This is a genomic window from Mycobacterium sp. 852002-51152_SCH6134967 (assembly GCF_001667105.1).
In the GTDB taxonomy this organism is placed as follows: Bacteria; Actinomycetota; Actinomycetes; order Mycobacteriales; family Mycobacteriaceae; genus Mycobacterium; species Mycobacterium neumannii_A.
Map to the genome: position 1 here is coordinate 49,518 of NZ_LZIK01000068.1, position 19,197 is coordinate 68,714.

General features: G+C 67.5%; 17 protein-coding genes. 4 read left to right on the forward strand and 13 right to left on the reverse strand.

Annotated features, from left to right (window positions below; all coding sequences use genetic code 11):
• Positions 1-43 precede the first annotated feature (43 nt).
• Positions 44-1,453 carry a wax ester/triacylglycerol synthase family O-acyltransferase gene (locus tag A5790_RS21335; protein WP_066848950.1) on the reverse strand — a complete coding sequence of 470 codons (1,410 nt, stop codon included), beginning with the start codon at positions 1,451-1,453 and terminating at the stop codon, positions 44-46.
• 202 nt (positions 1,454-1,655) lie between these two features.
• Here A5790_RS21335 and A5790_RS21340 point away from each other — a divergent pair, with 202 nt between their 5' ends.
• On the forward strand, positions 1,656-2,177 hold the full coding sequence (locus tag A5790_RS21340; RefSeq protein ID WP_066848953.1) for an Rv3235 family protein: 522 nt from the start codon (positions 1,656-1,658) through the stop codon (positions 2,175-2,177).
• Positions 2,178-2,193: 16 nt separating this feature from the next.
• A complete protein-coding gene (locus A5790_RS21345) occupies positions 2,194-2,667 on the forward strand; it encodes an SRPBCC family protein (RefSeq protein ID WP_066848956.1) in 474 nt (157 codons plus the stop codon).
• On the opposite strand, the gene secA is transcribed toward A5790_RS21345, so the two are convergent.
• From secA to A5790_RS21360, 3 genes are all read right to left on the reverse strand, one after another.
• A complete protein-coding gene (gene secA, locus A5790_RS21350; protein ID WP_066848959.1) occupies positions 2,664-5,486 on the reverse strand; it encodes a preprotein translocase subunit SecA in 2,823 nt (940 codons plus the stop codon). The two genes, A5790_RS21345 and secA, sit on opposite strands and share 4 nt — an antisense overlap.
• A gap of 193 nt (positions 5,487-5,679) precedes the next feature.
• Positions 5,680-6,315 carry a ribosome hibernation-promoting factor, HPF/YfiA family gene (gene hpf / locus A5790_RS21355; RefSeq protein ID WP_197696866.1) on the reverse strand — a complete coding sequence of 212 codons (636 nt, stop codon included), beginning with the start codon at positions 6,313-6,315 and terminating at the stop codon, positions 5,680-5,682.
• Between the two features lie 326 nt (positions 6,316-6,641).
• Positions 6,642-7,271 carry a ComF family protein gene (locus A5790_RS21360; RefSeq protein WP_066848965.1) on the reverse strand — a complete coding sequence of 210 codons (630 nt, stop codon included), beginning with the start codon at positions 7,269-7,271 and terminating at the stop codon, positions 6,642-6,644.
• Between the two features lie 44 nt (positions 7,272-7,315).
• Here A5790_RS21360 and A5790_RS21365 point away from each other — a divergent pair, with 44 nt between their 5' ends.
• The gene (locus tag A5790_RS21365; RefSeq protein ID WP_066848968.1) at positions 7,316-8,623 is read left to right on the forward strand and encodes a DUF2252 domain-containing protein; all 1,308 of its coding nucleotides are present in this window, start codon (positions 7,316-7,318) and stop codon (positions 8,621-8,623) included.
• Between the two features lie 5 nt (positions 8,624-8,628).
• Here the strand turns inward: A5790_RS21365 and A5790_RS21370 are convergent, their stop codons facing one another.
• The 8 genes from A5790_RS21370 to A5790_RS21405 form a co-directional block, all read right to left on the reverse strand.
• On the reverse strand, positions 8,629-9,045 hold the full coding sequence (locus A5790_RS21370; RefSeq protein ID WP_066848971.1) for a ubiquinol-cytochrome c reductase iron-sulfur subunit: 417 nt from the start codon (positions 9,043-9,045) through the stop codon (positions 8,629-8,631).
• A gap of 14 nt (positions 9,046-9,059) precedes the next feature.
• Positions 9,060-9,617 carry a DUF6529 family protein gene (locus tag A5790_RS21375; protein WP_066848974.1) on the reverse strand — a complete coding sequence of 186 codons (558 nt, stop codon included), beginning with the start codon at positions 9,615-9,617 and terminating at the stop codon, positions 9,060-9,062.
• The gene (locus tag A5790_RS21380; RefSeq protein WP_156656481.1) at positions 9,610-10,110 is read right to left on the reverse strand and encodes a hypothetical protein; all 501 of its coding nucleotides are present in this window, start codon (positions 10,108-10,110) and stop codon (positions 9,610-9,612) included. Before A5790_RS21380 ends, A5790_RS21375 begins: the two co-directional genes overlap by 8 nt.
• Before the next feature lie 111 nt (positions 10,111-10,221).
• Complete coding sequence (gene lpqB / locus A5790_RS21385) at positions 10,222-11,979, reverse strand: MtrAB system accessory lipoprotein LpqB (protein WP_066848978.1); 1,758 nt, start codon at positions 11,977-11,979, stop codon at positions 10,222-10,224.
• Positions 11,976-13,622 (reverse strand): MtrAB system histidine kinase MtrB, encoded by a 1,647-nt coding sequence (gene mtrB, locus A5790_RS21390; RefSeq protein WP_066848981.1) that lies wholly within the window; start codon positions 13,620-13,622, stop codon positions 11,976-11,978. The genes lpqB and mtrB overlap by 4 nt, the downstream gene beginning before the upstream one ends.
• A 73-nt stretch (positions 13,623-13,695) precedes the next feature.
• Positions 13,696-14,382: a two-component system response regulator MtrA gene (mtrA, locus tag A5790_RS21395; protein ID WP_064345844.1), complete on the reverse strand. Its 687-nt coding sequence runs from the start codon at positions 14,380-14,382 to the stop codon at positions 13,696-13,698.
• Between the two features lie 79 nt (positions 14,383-14,461).
• Positions 14,462-15,094 carry a dTMP kinase gene (locus A5790_RS21400; RefSeq protein ID WP_066848984.1) on the reverse strand — a complete coding sequence of 211 codons (633 nt, stop codon included), beginning with the start codon at positions 15,092-15,094 and terminating at the stop codon, positions 14,462-14,464.
• A gap of 39 nt (positions 15,095-15,133) precedes the next feature.
• Positions 15,134-16,471 carry a DUF2254 domain-containing protein gene (locus A5790_RS21405; protein ID WP_231987863.1) on the reverse strand — a complete coding sequence of 446 codons (1,338 nt, stop codon included), beginning with the start codon at positions 16,469-16,471 and terminating at the stop codon, positions 15,134-15,136.
• 719 nt (positions 16,472-17,190) lie between these two features.
• On the opposite strand from A5790_RS21405, the gene A5790_RS21410 reads away from it, so the two are divergent.
• Complete coding sequence (locus A5790_RS21410) at positions 17,191-17,817, forward strand: trimeric intracellular cation channel family protein (protein WP_066848990.1); 627 nt, start codon at positions 17,191-17,193, stop codon at positions 17,815-17,817.
• A gap of 15 nt (positions 17,818-17,832) precedes the next feature.
• Here the strand turns inward: A5790_RS21410 and A5790_RS21415 are convergent, their stop codons facing one another.
• Entirely contained in the window at positions 17,833-19,143 is a 1,311-nt protein-coding gene (locus A5790_RS21415; RefSeq protein WP_066848993.1) for a lipase family protein, read from the reverse strand.
• Positions 19,144-19,197: the final 54 nt, after the last annotated feature.

Below are 19,197 nucleotides of genomic sequence, written 5' to 3' on the forward strand. Positions count from 1 at the left end.
CGCTGGCGGTGAGAGAGTCAATCCCGCAAACGCACAGAGGGTGCTATTGGGCCGCTTCTAGCAGTTCTTCCATCGATTCGCGCAGCAGACTCGGCAAAACATCGACGTCGCTCATCGCGTCACGGTCGGCATTGATGCCGAAGTAGACCATGCCGTTGTAGGACGTCACCCCCAGCGCCAGCACCTGGTTGCTCAGCAGCGGCGGTACCGCGTAGGTCTCCAGCAGTTTGGTGCCCGCGATGTACATCTGATGTTGTGCACCCGGCACGTTGGTGATCAGCAGGTTGAACTGGCGCGCCGAGAACGTGGTCGCCACCCGGATGCCCATCGCGTGCAGGGTCGGCGGGGCGAACCCGGACAGCGTCACGATGGTTCTCGCGTCGACCAGGCTCGCGGCGGTGGACGCCGATTCGGTGGCGTGGGCGATCTGCGAGAGCCGCACCACCGGGTTGCCCTCACCGACGGGAAGGTCGACGAGGAACGGCGTCACCTCGCTGATGGCCTGACCCGGGCCGGTCGCGTCGAATTCGGCATCCGGATACACCGACATGGGCGCCATCGCCCGCACCCTCGCGGTCGAGGTCACCGGTTCACCGCGCGACATCAGCCAATTGCGTAACGCGCCGGCCACCACGGCCAGCACCACGTCGTTGACGTCGCAGTCGTAGCGGGCGCGCACCGCGCGGAAGTCCTCGAGCCGCCCGCAGGCGACGGTGAACCGCCGGTTGCGCGACACGGTGGTGTTCAGCGGGCTGCTCGGCGCGGTGCCGCGCGCCACGGTGCGGGCCACCTCGAGGGCGCGGCGGCCCATGTCGACCAACTGGCCCGCGTTGGTGGCGACGTCGACGACGGCGTTGCGGACCGCACTGATCTGCTCGGCGGGCCGGGTGATCCACTCACCGAGCGCACCGAGCAGCAACTGCCGATCGCTGGGCTCGCGCAACGGGATCCAGATGTCCTCACCGAACTCCGGCGGCTTCTGGGTGCGGTCGGCGATGACGTGGCCGATCTCGAGGGCCGTCATGCCGTTCACCAACGCCTGGTGCGACTTCGTGTAGATCGCGAGGCGGTTCTTGGCCAGGCCTTCGATCAGGTACATCTCCCACAACGGCCGCGACCTGTCCAGCGGCCGGGATCCCAGCCGCGCGATGAGTTCGTGCAACTGGGCGTCGCTGCCCGGCGACGGCAGCGCGGAGCGACGGATGTGGTAGGTGATGTCGAAGTCGCGATCGTCCACCCACACCGGGCGCGCCAGGCCCAACGTCACCTCACGCACCTTCTGCCGGTAGCGGGGTATCTGCGGCAGCCGCTGTTCGACGGTGGCCAGCAGGGTCTCGTAGCTCAGGCCGCTGCGGGGTTTGCGAAGGATCGACAGCGAACCCACGTACATCGGCGTCGACGTGTTCTCCAGGCGGTAGAACGACGCGTCCGCCGTCGACAACCGGGTGACCATCGCGACGTCGTCCCTCCCCTGTACTGCCCGCGGTCCGACCGCGGGCGCCGAAGTCCCCGCCACGCTATAGGCAAACCCCGCAGATGCGCATCACGGGTGCTTATCGCTGTCTCGGAGCCCCCGCAGACCGTGCGATCATGGTGGTGTCTGCCCACTCTCCAGCAGACGGGTCCCGTCTCGTCGAGTCGCTGGAGAACGCGTTGTGACATCATTTCGCACCCCTGCCCAGGCCGCGTCCGGCCCCGACCAACAGCGACCGGCTGCACTGGTGGCGCCGGTCATCGACTGTGAACCGCCTCCGCTCGGTGTCGGCGCCTGTCCGCCACCGTCGCCAAAAGCGCTGCGCCGCCGACCATCCGCCGGTGAACACACTCGGCACCCGCAAAGGCCGATCCCCGCCGAGCCCGCCCCGCCGCGCGCGGCGGTCGCCTTCGCCGATGCGGCGTTGCGCCGGGTGCTCGAGGTGATCGACCGGCGCCGCCCCGTCGCCCAGTTGCGCCCGCTGTTGGCGCCGGCGCTGATCGAAACCGTGCTCACGCTGACCCGCCACCCGCACTCAACCGTCGCCACCCTGCGCCGGGTCAGGGTGCGCGTGACCGATGACGACGGTCCGGCCGCGGAGGTATTCGGCACTTACAGTCGCGGACAGCGCATCCGCGCGATCGCGGCGCGCATCGCGTTCGACGGCCGGCGCTGGCGGGTGGTCGCGCTGCAGATCGGTTGAGCGCTAGCCTGCTCGCGTGCAGGGAGACTCGATCAACGTACAGCGCGTCATCAAGGCGCCCCCGGACGCGATCTTCGCGTTACTCGCCGACGCCGGCAGGCACCCGGCCTTCGACGGCTCGGGCACCGTCGCTCGCACATCCGGCGAGAAGTCTCAACCTCTTTCTGCCGGTGCGACATTCGGCGTGGCGATGCGGGGAAGGCCCGAGTCGATGTTCCTTGGGTACCGGACCACCAACACCGTCGTCGAGTTCGAACCCGGCCGTCGCATCGCGTGGAAGACGACGATGGGTCCCCTCGGGCTGATCGGCGGCCGCATCTGGCGCTACGAACTCGAACCGACGCCGGAGGGCACGCTGGTGCGCGAAACCTGGGACGTATCCGAGGATCGGCAACGCGTGCTGCTCAAGAGGAGCGGATCACCCAAGCAGGCTGAGGACGGGATGCGGGCCACGCTGGGACGGATCGCCGCGCTCGTCGAGCCCTCTTAACGCCTGCGCATCGCCTTCTGCTCGCGGGCCTGCTGGCGCGCGGCTTCGCGACGCTGCTTGCGGGTGCCGCCGCTGGGCGTCGCCTGCCGTGGTGCGCCACTGCCGTTGCCCGACCGCTGCACCTCGGCCGAGCCGTCCTCCGACGGACCCGTGTAGGTCAGCGGACGCGACTCATCGTCGATTCCCTTGGCGCGCAGGCCCGTTCCCGTCGGCCGTTCCTTGGTCGCCACCCCACCTTGCGCCTGTGCGGCGGCGGCCTCGGCGAACTCGCTCAGACCCGACGGTGGTGCGATCGGTGCGACGGCCGGCTGCGGTGCGGGTTCGACCGCGACGTTGAACAGGAACCCGACGGACTCCTCCTTGAGGCCTTCGAGCATCCCGATGAACATGTCGTAGCCCTCGCGCTGGTACTCGACGAGCGGATCGCGCTGAGCCATCGCGCGCAGGCCGATGCCCTCCTTGAGGTAGTCCATCTCGTAGAGGTGTTCACGCCACTTGCGGTCCAGCACGTTGAGCAGCACGTTGCGCTCCAACTGGCGCATCGCGCCCTCGCCCGCGATCTCCTCGATCTGCTTCTCCCGCTCGGCGTACGCGCGCTCGGCATCGGCGATCAACGCCTCCAGCAGTTCCTCGCGCGTCAACTCGCCGGGCTCACCGATCGCGTCGGAGTCGATCAGGTCGTTGTGGTCGATGCCCACGGGGTACAGCTGCTTGAGCGCGGTCCAGAGCTGTTCGAGATCCCAGTCCTCGGAATAGCCCTCGGCGGTGGCCCCGTCGACGTAGGCGGTGATCACGCCGACGAGCATGTTGCGGGCCTGTTCGGCGAGGTTCTCGCCCTCCAGGATGCGCCTGCGCTCCTCGTAGATGACGACGCGCTGCTTATTCATCACCTCGTCGTACTTGAGGACGTTCTTGCGGACCTCGAAGTTCTGTTGCTCGACCTGCGTCTGCGCGCTCTTGATGGCGCGGGTGACCATCTTCGCCTCGATCGGCACGTCGTCGGGCAGGTTGAGCCGGGTCAGCAACGCCTCCAGGGTGGCGCCGTTGAACCGTCGCATCAGCTCGTCACCCAGCGACAGGTAGAACCGGGATTCGCCGGGGTCGCCCTGTCGGCCGGAGCGGCCGCGCAGCTGGTTGTCGATGCGGCGCGACTCGTGGCGTTCGGTGCCCAGCACGTACAGGCCGCCCGCGGCGATGACGTCCTCGGCCTCGCGCGCGCACTCCGCTTTGACCGAGGAGAGCGTCTCGTGCCAGACCTTCTCGTAATCGTCCGGCGTCTCCACCGGGTCCAGGCCGCGTTCGCGCAACCGCTTGTCGGTGAGGAAGTCCGGGTTGCCGCCGAGCACGATGTCGGTACCGCGGCCCGCCATGTTCGTCGCGACGGTGATCGCGCCCAGCCGGCCGGCCTCGGCGATGATCGAGGCCTCCTGCTCGTGGTACTTCGCGTTGAGCACGTTGTGCGGGATCCTGCGCTTGGTGAACTGGCGCGACAGGTACTCCGACCGCTCCACGCTGGTGGTGCCGATCAGGACCGGCTGCCCCTTCTCGTAGCGCTCGGCGACGTCGTCGACGACCGCAATGTACTTGGCCTCTTCGGTCTTGTAGATCAGGTCGGACTGATCGGCGCGGATCATCGGCTTGTTGGTCGGGATGGGCACCACACCGAGCTTGTAGATCTCGTGCAGCTCGGCGGCCTCGGTCTGCGCGGTGCCGGTCATGCCGGCGAGCTTGTCGTAGAGGCGGAAATAGTTCTGCAGCGTGATCGTGGCCAGCGTCTGGTTCTCGGCCTTGATCTCGACGCGCTCCTTGGCCTCGATGGCCTGGTGCATGCCCTCGTTGTAGCGACGGCCCACCAGCACGCGACCGGTGAACTCGTCGACGATGAGCACGTCGCCGTCGCGCACGATGTAGTCCTTGTCGCGCTGGAACAGCTCCTTGGCCTTGAGCGCGTTGTTCAGGTAGCTGACCAGCGGCGAGTTGGCCGCCTCGTAGAGGTTGTCGATACCCAGCTGGTCCTCGACGAACTCGACACCGAGTTCGTGCACGCCGACGGTGCGCTTGCGGATGTCGACCTCGTAGTGAACGTCCTTTTCCATCAGCGGCACGATCCTGGCGAACTCCGTGTACCACTGCGACGCGCCGTCGGCGGGGCCGGAGATGATCAGCGGGGTGCGGGCCTCGTCGATGAGGATGGAGTCGACCTCGTCGACGATCGCGAAGTTGTGTCCGCGCTGGACCAGGTCGTCCAGGGAGTGCGCCATGTTGTCGCGCAGGTAGTCGAAGCCGAATTCGTTGTTGGTGCCGTACGTGATGTCGGCGGCGTAGGCGGTCCGCCGCTGGTCGGGGGTCATCTGCGCCAGGATCACGTCGACCTCCAGGCCGAGGAACCGGTGCACGCGGCCCATCCACTCGGCGTCGCGCCTGGCCAGGTAGTCGTTCACGGTGACGATGTGCACGCCCTTGCCCGACAGCGCGTTGAGGTAGGCCGGGAGCACGCCGGTCAGCGTCTTGCCTTCACCGGTCTTCATCTCCGCGACGTTTCCGAAGTGCAGCGCCGCGCCGCCCATCAACTGCACCTTGAACGGCTTCTGGTCGAGCACCCGCCAGGCCGCCTCGCGGGCGACGGCGAACGCTTCGGGCAGCAGGTCGTCGAGGCTTTCGCCGTTGTCCACGCGCTTTTTGAACTCGTCGGTCTTGGCCCGCAGTTCAGCGTCGGTCAGCTTCTCGACGTCGCCTTCCAGGGAGTCGACGTAGTCGGCCACCCCCTTGAGGCGTTTGACCATCCGGCCCTCGCCGAGACGCAGCAACTTTTGCAGCACGCTAGTTCCCCTATGGGTTTGGAAGTCTTGAGCTCAACCCATGGTAGGCGACATGCGCCCTGAACCCGGCCCAGCTGCGTCAGGCCAGGCGAAATAGTGGTCGGCCCGGCTCGGGTGAGCCGGACCGAACCACGCGGCTCAGGCGAGCCGAATCAAGCCCCCGGCTCAGGCGAGCCGAAATCAAGCCTCCGGCTCAGGCGAGCCGAATCAAGCCGTAGTCGTAGGCGTGCCTGCGGTAGACCACGGACGGCAGGTCGCTCTCCTTGTCATGGAAAAGGAAGAAGTCGTGGCCTACCAGTTCCATCTGCGACAGCGCGTCATCGACGGTCATCGGGGTGGCCGGATGCTCCTTGATCCGCACGATGCGTCCGGGCTCGTGCTCGTCGAGCGCCGCGCCGTCGTGTTCGGCCGGCGTCGCTGTCAGCGGCTCGGGTGGTGCGGTGACCGCGGTGGCCTTGGCGACCGATACCGGGGTCTTGTCGCCGTAGTGGATCTTGCGGCGATCACGCGCACGGCGCAGCCGCTCGGCGAGCTTGTCCACCGCTGATTCCATCGCGCCGTAGAAGCTGTCGGCACAGGCTTCGGCGCGGACCACGGGGCCGCGGCCGCGCGCGGTGATCTCCACGTGTTGGCAGTACTTGCGTTGACGTCGGTTCCGCTCGTGATCGAGCTCGACGTCGAACAGATAGATCGAGCGGTCGAATCGTTCCAGGCGTGACAGTTTCTCTGCGACGTACGTGCGGAAGTGGTCGGGGATCTCGACGTTGCGACCGGTGACCGCGACTTCGGCGCGCGGTCGGGCTTCGGGCGTTTCGTCCTCGATCACCATCGTTCGGGAGTCCAGGGATTGGCTTGACATGCTTGGCAACTCGTTTCTTCGGCGTCCGCACGCGTGAGCGTGCCCGGGTTGTCGTGATCCGCACCGACGGGGCTTTGCATGTCTCGCCGCTCGCCGGTGCAAGGTGTCGTCTACTCACCTCCTACCGCGTCGGCGATGCTGGCGCTTCGTATCTGAGCGCCGGCCGTGAGTCATTCACGGGTGTTGAAGCCGACGGTAGCCGCGTTCACCCGGTAGTGCCAGTGAATCCGGGTACCTGTTTCCAGTTCTTCACCTCGGTCTGATATGTGGGCCTGAAATCCGGCCTCACGGCGCGGTCACGCGTTTGCCACAACCAGCACGGCCGCCACGCGTGCCCCAATGGTGTGCAGCACGCGAACCGACTCGGCGGCGGTGGCGCCGGTGGTGACGATGTCATCGACGACGAGCACTTCGTCCGCGACGGGCCGCACGACCCGGACCCGGCCGCCGATGTTGCGCTGCCGATCGGCGGTGGACAGCCCGACCGAATCCGCCACGAGAGCGCGTGTGCGCAGCGCCTGGACGACGCCCACCCCCGGCAGGTCGACGACAGCGGTACGCGCAATCCGAGTCACCGGGTCACCGCCACGCCGCCGGGCCGACCACCGGCGGGTCGGTGCGGGGACCACAGTCAGCGGGGTATCGAGAAGACCCCAGGTCAGCAGGTGGGACAGGCCGGCCCGCAGCGCCCCGGCAAGCGGGCGCAGCAGATCAGTTCGGCCGTGCTCTTTGACCGCGATGACGGCTGCTCGCCGCGGCCCCGCGTAACGGCCCAGGGAGTACACCGGGACGCCGGGATCCACGCGCGGCGAGACGAGGTGCGGATCCTCTGCCCTGACCGTCAGCGTCGCCGCGCACGCCGCGCACCACCGCGTTGACGGTACGCCGCAGCCGCCGCACTGCAGCGGGAGAACGAGATCGAGCACGCGGTCAGTGTGGCGGTGGTGGGTGACACGGGTACTCCGTGGGCATGCAGGACCAACGGGAGTCGTGGATCGTCGATTGCCTGGTGAGTGCGTTCGCCGATCTGATGAAGGCCGATCCAGATGCGTTCCGGACCAAGTTCCGCAAGATGGCGGCCGAGCCCTTCGCCTTCTTCCGCGGCAGCGCGTGCGTCTTCTACGGCGACGTCGCCGCGCGCGAGGACCGCTGGGCCGACGAGCGCACCAGCCGGGTGTGGATCCAGGGCGATCTGCACACCGAGAACTTCGGCACCTACATGGACGGCGAAGGCACGCTTATCTTCGACGTCAACGACTTCGACGAGGCCTACATCGGTCACTTCACCTGGGACCTGCAGCGGTTCGCGGCCAGCGTCGCGCTGATGTGTTGGCAGAAGGCGCTGTCGGACCACGAGATCAGCGGGCTGATAAAGACTTTCGCGCACGCCTACGTCGATCAGGTGCGGTGGTTCCTGCAGGCCGACGATGACACGGGCTTCTCGTTGAATCTCGACACCGCACGCGGCGCCGTGCTGTCCGCGTTGCAGAGTGCGCGATTGTCGACGAGGGCCGAGATGTTGGATCGTCTCACCGTGGTCGACGACTGGGACCGACGCTTCCGGGACGCCGCGGGCGTACGCCGACTCGAGGACGCCGAACGCGACAACGTCGAGGCCGCGTTCGCGCGATACCTCGAGACCATCCCCAAAACCAAACGGTTCCAAGGCATCACCTACGACATAAAGGACGTGATCGGCAAGACGGGTCACGGTATCGGCAGCGCGGGTCTGCCGACCTACACCGTGCTGATCGAGGGATTCAACCAGGCGCTGGACAACGACGCCGTGCTGTCGATGAAGCAGGGCAACATCGCCGCGCCCAGCCGTGTCGTCGAAGAGGCAGGCGTGGGCCGGCATTTCAAGCATCACGGCCACCGAACGGCGGTGTCACAACGTGCGCTGCAGGCCCATGCCGATCCGCTGCTCGGCTACACCGATATCGACGGCGTCGGGTTCGTCGTGAGCGAGTTATCGCCGTATGCAGCCGATCTCGACTGGAGCGAGTTGACCGAACCGGACGAATTGGACGAGGTGATCGAGCAGCTGGGGCGGGCGGTGGCCAAGGTGCATTGCGTCGGGGATGCCGACAGCGACCAGAAGGTGGTCGAGTTCCAGACCGAGGAGGCGATCGACGCGGTCATCGGCGACCATGTCGATGAGTTCTCGGCCGACCTCGTGACGTTCGGGCTTCAGTACGCCCGCATCGTGCGCGACGATCACCGCCATTTCGTCGAAGCGTTTCGCGAAGGCCGCATCCCGGGGGTCACGTCGACCTGACCCGGTCAGCGCAAGACGATCGAATCGCCTTGCAATGCCACTGGTTTCGACACCAACGGACGCGTTGCCGGTCCGTTCGCCACCGTGCCGTCCAGGTGGAACTTGCTGCCGTGGCAGGGGCAGTTGATCGTGGCGCCTGCGACGTCGCGCACCGTGCACCCGGCGTGAGTGCAGGTGGCCGAAAATCCCATGAAATCACCCGCCGTCGGTTGCGTCACCACGGTCTGGTCGACGATGACACCTCCGCCGACCGGGACGTCGGCGACGTTTGCGAGTACCGCAACCGGCACCACCGCGCCACCGGTCGTCGTCACGGCCGACTCCTCGGCGGCGTCGGGATCCTTGCCGTACGTGCTGCAGGCCCCCAACGCGGTACCAGCGATTCCGAGCCCCGCACCCGCAAGGAACTGCTTGCGTCGCATAGCGATTCCCTTCCTCAGAACCTCCGCCCGCTGGTCTGGAAGAACCACAGCGCCGAAGTGAGCCAGACGTAGACCAACCCGAAGAACACCAGTCCCCCGACGACGGGAAGCACCCAGCCGTGAAGCCCGCCGCGCGTCAACAGGATCATCTTGGTGACGAAGACCCCGTAGAAGAAACAGCCGAACAGCGAGTGAAACAGCACCCGGCTGTCGGTTTCGGCGAAGCCGAGAGCGTAGAGGCAGTGCACGGCCACCGGCACAGTGGCCAACACCGCCAACCGCCCCGACCACTTGTGGGCCGTTCCTATCCACGTCGGCGCGCGCCCACCGGGCGTCAACCGGTACATCACGAACGCCGAGAACAGTTGGAACAGCGCCAACGCAATCGCGAGGGTGGCCAGCCACGACTTCACCGCCGTGCCGCTGGAGAACCCCGCCACGTTAATCGAGAAGAATTGCGGCTCATGGATCTTGCCGAACACTCCGAGCGCGACGGCGACCATTGCTCCGAGGCTGACGGCGATCAGCATCCCCGCTGCGCCGGTGTTGCGGGTGGCGACGGGATCAGACATCGCTGCCGCCGCTCTCCCGCTCGTACACAAGGAGGCCGGCGGGCGCTTCGACTGCCGGCGCGGTGAACACCCAGCTCTTCTCGCCGATCGTCAGCAACCCCTTCACCGCATTGCCCTCGAGATGGCCGTCGAGAACGCTCACCTTGTCCTGGCTCGTCGCGTTGACGACACCGTCCTCGGCGTCGCCTCGGAGCCACACCTCGACCGAGTTGCCGTCACAGGCGTACGCGATCGCCTTGCCGCCGTCGAGCGATATCTCCAACGTGATCACGCCGGTCGCGGTCGGCACGGTTCCGACGTAGTCAGCCTTGGCCGGGAAGCCCGTCGCAGGCGGTGACGGCGTGGTCGTCGGCGCCGCAGCGCTCGGCGTGGTGACCGATTCCGCCGCCGGGGCGGCCACTGGCGCTTGCTCCTGAAAAACGTTGCCGAGCCACAGCGCGATCCCGAGCACGGCGACCGCGCCCAACGTGATCAACGGACCGCGAGTCTTCATCTTCACTCCTGGCTGATAGCAAACGCCTGCGGCGTCGTTCTGTCAGCACAACGAGACTCACCCGCAGACGGTTCACGGAACCTGCCGCGAAATCTGCGCGGGGGTCGGCTGTCAGCCCGGCAGCACGGGTTCGGCGCCGGGCACCAGCAGCGGACGCACCTCGGCCCACGCCGGATCGTCCTCGGCCACCGAGCCGGACAGTTGCACGACCCCGCGGGCGTCGGCCACGTACACCGTCGACGGGTTGGCCGCCACGGTGGTGACCGGCATCAGCAGGTTGCGGCTCGGCCCGTCGGAGTTAACGCCGTCGAGGTTGACGTAGGAGACCGGATGCGCAGGATCGGTGCGGCTGACCACGATGTCGTCGCCGGTGCGCCATGACAGCGACACCACGGTGTTGCCCAGGCCGTAGCCCAGGCGTCGCGGGTAGGTCAGCGCATAGCCGCCACCGGGGGTCTGTTCGACACCGGCCAAAACGACCCGGCCGTCGATCACCATCGCCGCGCGGGTGCCGTCGCGCGACAGCTGCAGTTCGGTGATCACGCCGGGAAACCTGCTCGACACCAGCGTGGAGTCGACCGGTATGCGCGCCGGCTGGCCCGACGCGTCCTGGATGACACGCACGACGTTGTTGCCGTCGATCACCACCCACACCGCGTTGTCCAGCGACCAGCTCGGACGCGACAGGCTTCGGGCATCCAACACCTGCGACGCGGCCCCGCCGAGTGCGCCGACCCACATCGACGACGCCATATCCGGTGCATCCGGCCGCACCGTGACGATCGACGCCACCTCCTGGCCCGTGCGGGACACCGCCGCCGCGGTCTGGTTCGGCATCTGCCCGAACTGTCCGGGGACCCGCGGCGCCCGCCGACCGTCGAGCGCGACCAGCGAACCGCCCACCAGCGCGTGCAGGCCCGCCGCCACTCCCGAGGCCGCGCCCGGGTCGGTGGCCGCCACGTCGGAGGTCTCCCACCCGTCGGTGAACCGGTCGTCGAGGGCGGCGCCGTCGGCGTTGATCACGTACGGCCCGTTGACCCCCGCACGGGACAGCGTCCAGATGAGTTGCGCCGCAAGCAGTTGCCTGCTGTGCGGATCGGTGGTCGACAGGTTGTCCAGATCGATTTTGGCGCCGCCGTAACCCCGGCCGACGCCCATCTTGCCGCCGTCGGCGCGGGTGACCGGGCCGCGCAGTTTCAGTGGCGGTTCGAGGAGATTGCGGACGGTCTTGGCCATCTCCGGTCGCGGCCCGGCGATCAGCTTGCTCACCAGTTCGGTGGCCAACTGGTCGGGATCGGACACCGCGACATAGCGCGGATCGGGCACCACGGTGCTGCCGGTCGGGTCGACGAAATACAGGGTGTTGCGTCGATAGGTGGCCTGAAACTGCTGCCAGTCCAGGAAGACGCCGTTCGGCAGCTTGTCGATGCGCCAACCGTCGGCGGTCTTGACCAGTTCGATCGGCCCCGGGTCCGGCAGCGCGCCCTCCCCCGTTTCGAACACACCCATGTCCGACAGCGATCCGAGGATGTCGGCGCGCATGGTCACCGACACCCGGTCGGGGCCGCGCGTCTCGATGAACACCACGTTGTCGATCAGCAGCGCGCTGCCCGCGTCATCCCACGCTTGCGACGCGGATTCGGTCAGAAATTGGCGCGCGGCCAGATGCCGGTTCGCGGGATCGGCGGTGGCCTTGAGAAATTCGCGCAGCAACACGTCGGGATCCATGCCCGGAGTCGGCTTGGGCAGGCTCGGCGGGGCGGGCCGGTCGACGGTTCCGATCGCTTGCGGCGAGGACGAACTGGGCACGCCCGCACAGCCGGTGAGAACCAACGCCAGCACGCTCAGGACTGCCAGCAGGATTCTCACACGGACTCCTGCGCGGGTTCGCGATCGCGGCTGCGCGGCGGGACATCCTCGGGCCCAACGGGTTTGAGCGGCAGCGGGCTGGTGGTCACCTTGTGCCCGCGGACGAGCGGCAGCGTGAGACGGAAGCAGGCGCCGTTACCCGGCTCACCCCAGGCCTCCAGCCTGCCCTGGTGCAGGCGGGCGTCCTCGATGCTGATCGCCAGACCGAGACCTGTGCCGCCGGAACGACGCACCCGCGAGGGGTCCGACCGCCAGAACCTGCTGAACACCAGCTTCTCCTCGCCGGGCCGCAGGCCCACCCCGTGGTCGCGGACGGTGACGGCGACGGTGTCGTCGTCGGCGGCCATCCGGATGCGGACAGGTTTGTGCTCGGCGTGGTCGATGGCGTTGGCGATGAGGTTGCGAAGGATGCGCTCCACGCGCCGCGGGTCGACCTCGGCGATGACCTCCTCGGAGGGCATGTCGACGACGAGTTCGACGTCGGCGTCTTGGGCCAGGTGCCCGACGTTGTCCAACGCGCTTCGCACCGTCGACCGCAGATCCAGCGACTCGACCGACAGCTCGGCGACACCGGCGTCGTGGCGGGAGATCTCCAACAGATCGTTGAGCAACGTCTCGAACCGGTCGAGTTCGCTGACCATCAGCTCGGTGGACCGGCGCAGCGCGGGATCGAGATCCTCGCTGTGGTCGTAGATCAGGTCGGCGGCCATGCGCACTGTCGTCAGCGGGGTGCGCAGTTCGTGGCTGACGTCGGAGGTGAACCGGCGCTGCAGATTCCCGAACTCCTCGAGTTGGGTGATCTGGCGGTGCAGGCTCTCGGCCATGTCGTTGAACGAGACGGCGAGGCGGGCCATGTCGTCCTCGCCGCGCACCGGCATGCGTTCGGTGAGGTGGCCTTCGGCGAACCGCTCGGCGATGCGCGACGCGGAGCGCACCGGCAGCACGATCTGGCGCGCCACAAGCAAGGCGATCGCTGCGAGCAGGCCGAGCAGCACCACGCCGCCGGTGGCCATCGTCCCGCGCACCAGCGCGATCGTGGACTCCTCGTTGTTCAGCGGGAAGATCAGGTAGAGCTCGAGGTTGGTCACCGATGACGACGTCGGACTGCCGACGATCAGCGCGGGCCCGGAGAAGCCGTCGGTGTGCACGGTCGCGTACTGATAGCTGACCTGGCCGGCCTTGACGAACTCCCGCAGCGTGTTGGGCACCTGCTGGACCGGGCCTGCCGCAGTCGCCGCACGCGGCCCGTCACCGGGCACCACCAGAACCGCGTCGTAGGTGCCCGCCAGGCCCGGTTCGGCGTCAGCGCTGCGATCGATCAGCGTGTTGCGCGCCAACTGCAGGCTGCTGTCGAGCGAGCGGGTTTCCTCACCACCGACGATTCCGCTGACTGTGGTGCGTGCGCGGTCGATCTGCTCGGTGGCCGCGCGGACCTTGACCTCGAGGATGCGATCGGTGATCTGGCTGGTCAGCACGAACCCGAGCACCAGGATCACGGCCAGCGACAGGCCCAACGTCAACGAGACGACACGCAGCTGCAAGGAGCGCCGCCACGCCAGACTCAACGCCCGGCCCAGCGCTCCCAGCCCCCGCACCAGCGGCGCCGAGCGCCGATGGATGCGTCGTCTGGAGCTGAAGATCACGGCGCCCGCCGAGCGGTCAACACGGCGACCGCCAAGGGGTCGGGATCACGACCACGGCCGACAGCCGTGCATGTCACGGCGGTCCGGCCTTGTACCCCACTCCTCGAACAGTGAGCACCACCTGCGGGTTCTCCGGGTCCTTCTCGACCTTGGCCCGCAACCGTTGGACATGCACGTTCACCAAACGGGTGTCCGCGGGGTGTCGATAACCCCACACCTGTTCGAGCAGCACATCACGAGTAAACACCTGCCGCGGTTTGCGCGCCAACGCCACCAACAGGTCGAACTCCAGCGGGGTCAGCGAGATCTGCTCGCCCTGACGGGTGACCTTGTGCGCGGGCACGTCGATGTCGACGTCGCCGATCGACAGCATCTCGGCGGGCTCGTCCTCGTTGCGCCGTAGCCGGGCCCGCACGCGGGCGACGAGCTCTTTGGGCTTGAACGGCTTCATCACGTAGTCGTCGGCGCCGGACTCCAGGCCCAGTACGACGTCGACGGTGTCGGTCTTGGCGGTCAGCATGACGATCGGCACGCCGGAATCCGCGCGGAGCACCCGGCAGACGTCGATGCCGTTCATGCCGGGCAGCATCAGGTCGAGAAGGACCAGATCGGGCCGCAGCTCGCGGACCGCGGTCAGCGCTTGGGTGCCGTCGCCGATGACGGCGGTGTCGAAGCCTTCGCCCCGCAGCACGATGGTGAGCATCTCGGCGAGCGACGGGTCATCGTCGACAACCAGAATCCTTTGCCTCATGGAGACCATGGTGTCACCGAATTGCGATAAACCCCGGCTACCACACGGCGCGTTTCGCGCTTTGACCGGCGAATGGCACCGAACGGGGCTAGTGAGCGTCCAGTTCGGCGGCGAGCGCGGCCGGATCGACGTCGGGTCCGGCGACCTTCCAGCGTCCGCACCACTGCGATGCGGCCAGTGCGGCGTAGACGTCAGAGGTGCGTTGCTGTAGCCCGCCGTCGCGCTCGTAGGCGTCTTTGGCCCGGTCCACCTCGGTGTTGGCACGCTGCTCGGCGCGCTGGGCCGCCAGTTCTATGGGCACGGCCAGCAGCACCTGTGCGTCCGGCCGCGGAAGCGCGAGGCGCTCGTACTCCAGGGCGCGCACCCACTCGACGACCTCGCCGTCGGCGTCCTGGCGAAGGCGCGCGGCGCTGTAGGCGGCGTTGGACGCGACATAGCGGTCCAGGATGACGACGTCGTGGGTGTCCTGCAGGCGCTCGATCTCGCCTCGGGCGCGGGCACGGTCGAGCGCGAACAACACCGCCATCGCGTACACGGAGTCGGCGAGGTCACCGTGGGACCCGTGCAGCGCCTCGGCGGCCACGTCGGCCTCCACCGACTGGCCGTAGCGCGGAAACGCCAGGCTCGTCACCGTCCTGCCCTCGGCTTCGAACGCGGTTCGAAGTCCGTTGGTCAACGTGCGCTTACCCGCACCGTCGACCCCCTCGATGACCATCAGCACGGCTGTGAGACTAGCGATGCCCAGTCGCCGCCGGCGCCATCAGACGTCGTGTTCGGCCGGATCGGGGGCCGTCTCCCGAGAGATCGCCCGGAGGCGTTCGAGGTCGGCGGGGTGAAGGTCGGCCTGGGCGGCCACGGCGTCCATCAACAGCTCGATCTGGCGGCGCAGCGCGGGCACGTACTCCTCGCGGTCCTCATTCTGCGCATGCGCGATGAGCATGCGCAGCACGCGCAGCACGGTGGCCACGACGTTCGGCTGGCCCACCGAGCTCTGCCGAATCTGGTCGAAGGCGTGCGCGACGTACTCCTCGTGCGACAGGTCCCACGGGCGAAGAAGGATCCTGTCGTCAGGTCCGCACACCGCCTGCGGCGGCATATCCGCCGTCAGCAGTTTGCGCATCATGCTGCCGAGGCGCAGCACCACGTCGGCCGCGGTGGTCGGGTCGTTGATGGCTGGGCTGAGCGCACGCAGGGCGATGTCGACCAGTTGGCGGATCCCGAAGTCGACGTCCTGCTGCATGGTGCGGATGTCGGCCACCTCCACCGTGGACCTCAGCTTGCGTTCGACGCGCTCGGCATCGGCCGGCTTAGGCCACAACGTCATCAGCACTTCCCCGCGGTGGATGTAGGCGCCGGTCCGGGTTTCCAACCGCACCACGGCCGCGGGCGGGATCGCTGCCAGGATGTACCTGCTGGCCGACTGGGTGACCCAGCCGTCGCTGCCTGCGTGAACGGTCAGGTGCTCGCCCGTACCCGGTGCCGGCGGGTGGCGGGCCGGTGTCTCCATACGCGTCTGCCGCGCCTGCTCGTCGATGACGGTGTCGGCCTCCGCGGCGATGGTGCGCACCACCTCCCCCACCTGGAGGCCATAGGCCAGCCGATTGAGGTAGGCGATGATCAACAGCACCGTCACCACCGCCAGCACCACCGCCGCCGTCATCGACACCCGCGGCGCATTCGACATCGGGTCCCCGCTGATATGGCGAAGGGTCAGCACACAGAACACGAAGGTGCCCACCAGCAGGCCTATCACCGACTGGCTGAGCCGGTCCCGGATGAACGACCGCATCACCCGGGGGGAGAACTGGCTGCTGGCCAGCTGCAGGCTGACCACTGTAAGCGAAAAGACGACCCCGGCGGTCGTGATGGTGGCGCCGGCGACGGTGCTCAGTAACCACGTCGCCGCATTGCTGTTCATCTCAAGTGTCAACGGCAGCGAAGTGTCCACGCCGATGACGTCGTCGAGATAGGCCGTCGCCTCCGCTAAGGCGATGCCGCCCACCAGGACCAGCGCGGGCAGCGCGAAGAGGCTTTCGCGAAAGTGGTAGAGGGCGGTGGAGATCCGCAGCGCCGACGGTCCGCTGAAGGGACGCATCATACCGTCGTGCACCTGATGTGTTGTGCGCCATGCCATTTGCTTGGGACAGATGCGCCCTTGCTGCGCTCCCATGGGCAGAGTGGTTGGAGAGCGACGCGACTCGGCGGCGTCGCGCCGCCTCCGGCCGAAGGACGGATGGTGAGGGTCGTCATGGTTCTCCCGGTGTAACAGAATGCCTTCGCCTACCTGGAGTTACCCCACCACACATCACTGGCGCCGACTGACGACGGCGATGGAGCCAACCAGGCCATCGTGGCGACCACCAACGTCTGGGCGCGGTGTCCGAAGTGGCTGCACGACCTGTGCGAACGTCGCCGAGCCGGGTGCTTCCGGAGTCTCGCTGAAGTCGTCGCAGGCGGTCTGCTGCGGCATCTGCCGACACCGCTCGCCGAAACGCTGCGAACGCTTCAGTTACCCGCGATGTGGTGTCGGCGTCGGTCGCGATGCGCCGGATCGCGCGAGTCTGCTGGCTGTAGGGTCGCATATCAAGTTGCAGCACAACGTGATCTGGATAGGACACCCGTCGCCTACCTTCATGCACCTTCAACCGAACCCGCGGAGTCGCTCGGCGACCTCGCGGGTCGTTTCGCGCTCCTGATGCGACAGCTCCGGCTGCCGGTGTGGAGCGCCTCCTGCCAGTCCGGCAACCGGGGCAGCCCACTAGGACCGCGCCGACAGCATCCTGCGAGCCGGGCATGGCCTCGGGTATACACCAAGCAATGTCAACCGAAACGCCTCTGCTGCTGGTGCTTGACCTCATCGGCACGTTCGCGTTTGCTCTCAACGGCGCCCTCGTCTCACTGCGCGCAACGCGTCTGGACATCTTCGGCGTCGTCACCGTTGGCATGCTCACCGGCCTGGGCGGTGGCGTCATCCGCGACATCCTTCTCGATTCACTTCCGCCTGCGACCTTCGTGGACTGGCGTTATCTGGCCGTGGCAGCGGGCGGCGGCGTCATCGCGTTCGCCCTGAGTCCGGCGCTCGAGCGGTTCACGATGCCCATCACCATCGCCGATGCCGTGGGGCTGAGCGTGTTCGCGGTGCTCGCCGCCTATAAGGCGCTGAACCTCGAGTTCGGCGTCCTTCAAGCGGTCATCGTCGGCACCATCACCGCCGTGGGCGGAGGGACCATCCGCGATGTGGCGATCGGGCAGGTGCCCACGGTGTTCCGCAGCGAGCTCTATGCGATACCGGCGATGACCGGCGCGGCCTGCGCGGCGATCCTCCACGGGCTCGGCGTCCAGAGCATCGCGGCGACGCTGAGTGCCGCGGGGGTGTGCTTCGTGATCCGCCTCGTGGGCGTGCAGTTCGATCTCCACGCGCCCCGTCCCCCTTGGCAACGTTGAGGCCCACTGGCCCAGTCAGAACCGCCCGCAGTTAGACGCTGTCGGCACACCCTTGAATCGGTCCGCGATCCACTGCATGGCGGGTTCACCGTCGACCAGCATGGGCAGGCCGTGGTTGACCATCGCCTTGTTGAGGAACGGCGGTTGTTCGTTGGTGCGCGCCTCGACGTCTGCGCCCTGAGCGCACCAATCGCGACCCATCTGCATCGCCGGCGCCCACGGGACCAGCGGGTCGTACCGGTTGGCGTTGATGAGTACGGGCGCATTGGGTTTCATGCGGCCCAGCTTCTGCTCGTCGAACAGCGACTTGAACGGCTCCTGCTCGACGAGTTCGAAGATGTCCTGATTGAAGTACGGCTGCAGGTGCCGGAACATGAACTTCGTCAGCGTCTCTGCGACACACTGGTCCTGCACCTTGAAGAGCATGTCGGCGCCGCGCGGTGTCAGCGTCGCCCGGATCGCCGCCTCGTGTTCGGGGTAGGCCGCCATCACCCCGTTCAGCGCATAACCCACCGCTCCGATCAGCATGCTGCCGTCGATGAACGGGAACAGCGCCTTCAGGTCGGCGGGCGGCGCCCCGGCGTAGGAGCCGACCACGTCGAGTTCGGGGGCGTAGCTCTCGGCCATCTCCGCGGCCGACGCCGCCGCGCCCCCGCCTTGTGAGTAGCCCCAGAACGCCAGCGGGCCGTCGGGGGCCAGCGAGGTGCCGGGCAGGTTCTTGGCGGCGCGGGCCGCGTCGAGCATCGCGTGGCCCTGCGACACCCGGTTCGCGTAGGTGTGCAGCCCCGGGGTGCCCAGGCCCTCATAGTCGGTCATGACGATCGCGAACCCGCGCGCGACCATCGTCGCGACGAACAACTCCTCGTAGTTGAACGCGAGGTCGAGGTACGGCGACCAGTGGATGCCCTGATTGAACTGCCGCGACGGCGCGCACTGGTCGCCCTGGCCCTGGGTGCCAGGACCGTACACGATCAGCGGGCGCGGCCCGCCGAACGGCCACGGCGCGTGCGGTTCGAAGTACGTGCCGGTGACGACGTTCGGGTTTCCTCGAGCGTCGTTGCTGCGGTACATGATTCGCGTGCCGTCGGCCATGATCATGCCGAGTTCGCCGGACGGTTCGAGCACCAGGCGCGAGGGCTCCGTGCGGACCAGATCACCGGGTTTGCCCGGCGGCAGCGGATCCGGCGGCGTGTAGAACGCCTGGTATTCGTCCTCGTTGAAATAGGGGTGGTGATCGTCGATGGTCGGGTCGTCGGCCGCCGCGGGCGCGGGGGTCCCGAAGAAAAAGACCATGAGGGCAATCGCGATTCCGACGATGCGACCCATCGATCGGACGTTAGCAACGAAAATCGTTTCATGAGGCCTGTTTCCGGCTCAAGC

Bases quoted from the DNA above. Each gene is read 5' to 3' on its own strand.
- A5790_RS21405 (WP_231987863.1), bottom strand. From the start codon at position 16,471: ATGATGCGTCCCTTCAGCGGACCGTCGGCGCTGCGGATCTCCACCGCC.
- mtrA (WP_064345844.1), bottom strand. From the start codon at position 14,382: ATGGTCTCCATGAGGCAAAGGATTCTGGTTGTCGACGATGACCCGTCG.
- hpf (WP_197696866.1), bottom strand. From the start codon at position 6,315: ATGGTGATCGAGGACGAAACGCCCGAAGCCCGACCGCGCGCCGAAGTC.
- A5790_RS21415 (WP_066848993.1), bottom strand. From the start codon at position 19,143: ATGGGTCGCATCGTCGGAATCGCGATTGCCCTCATGGTCTTTTTCTTC.
- A5790_RS21370 (WP_066848971.1), bottom strand. From the start codon at position 9,045: ATGCGACGCAAGCAGTTCCTTGCGGGTGCGGGGCTCGGAATCGCTGGT.
- A5790_RS21365 (WP_066848968.1), top strand. From the start codon at position 7,316: ATGCAGGACCAACGGGAGTCGTGGATCGTCGATTGCCTGGTGAGTGCG.
- A5790_RS21375 (WP_066848974.1), bottom strand. From the start codon at position 9,617: ATGTCTGATCCCGTCGCCACCCGCAACACCGGCGCAGCGGGGATGCTG.
- A5790_RS21380 (WP_156656481.1), bottom strand. From the start codon at position 10,110: ATGAAGACTCGCGGTCCGTTGATCACGTTGGGCGCGGTCGCCGTGCTC.
- A5790_RS21335 (WP_066848950.1), bottom strand. From the start codon at position 1,453: ATGGTCACCCGGTTGTCGACGGCGGACGCGTCGTTCTACCGCCTGGAG.
- A5790_RS21410 (WP_066848990.1), top strand. From the start codon at position 17,191: ATGTCAACCGAAACGCCTCTGCTGCTGGTGCTTGACCTCATCGGCACG.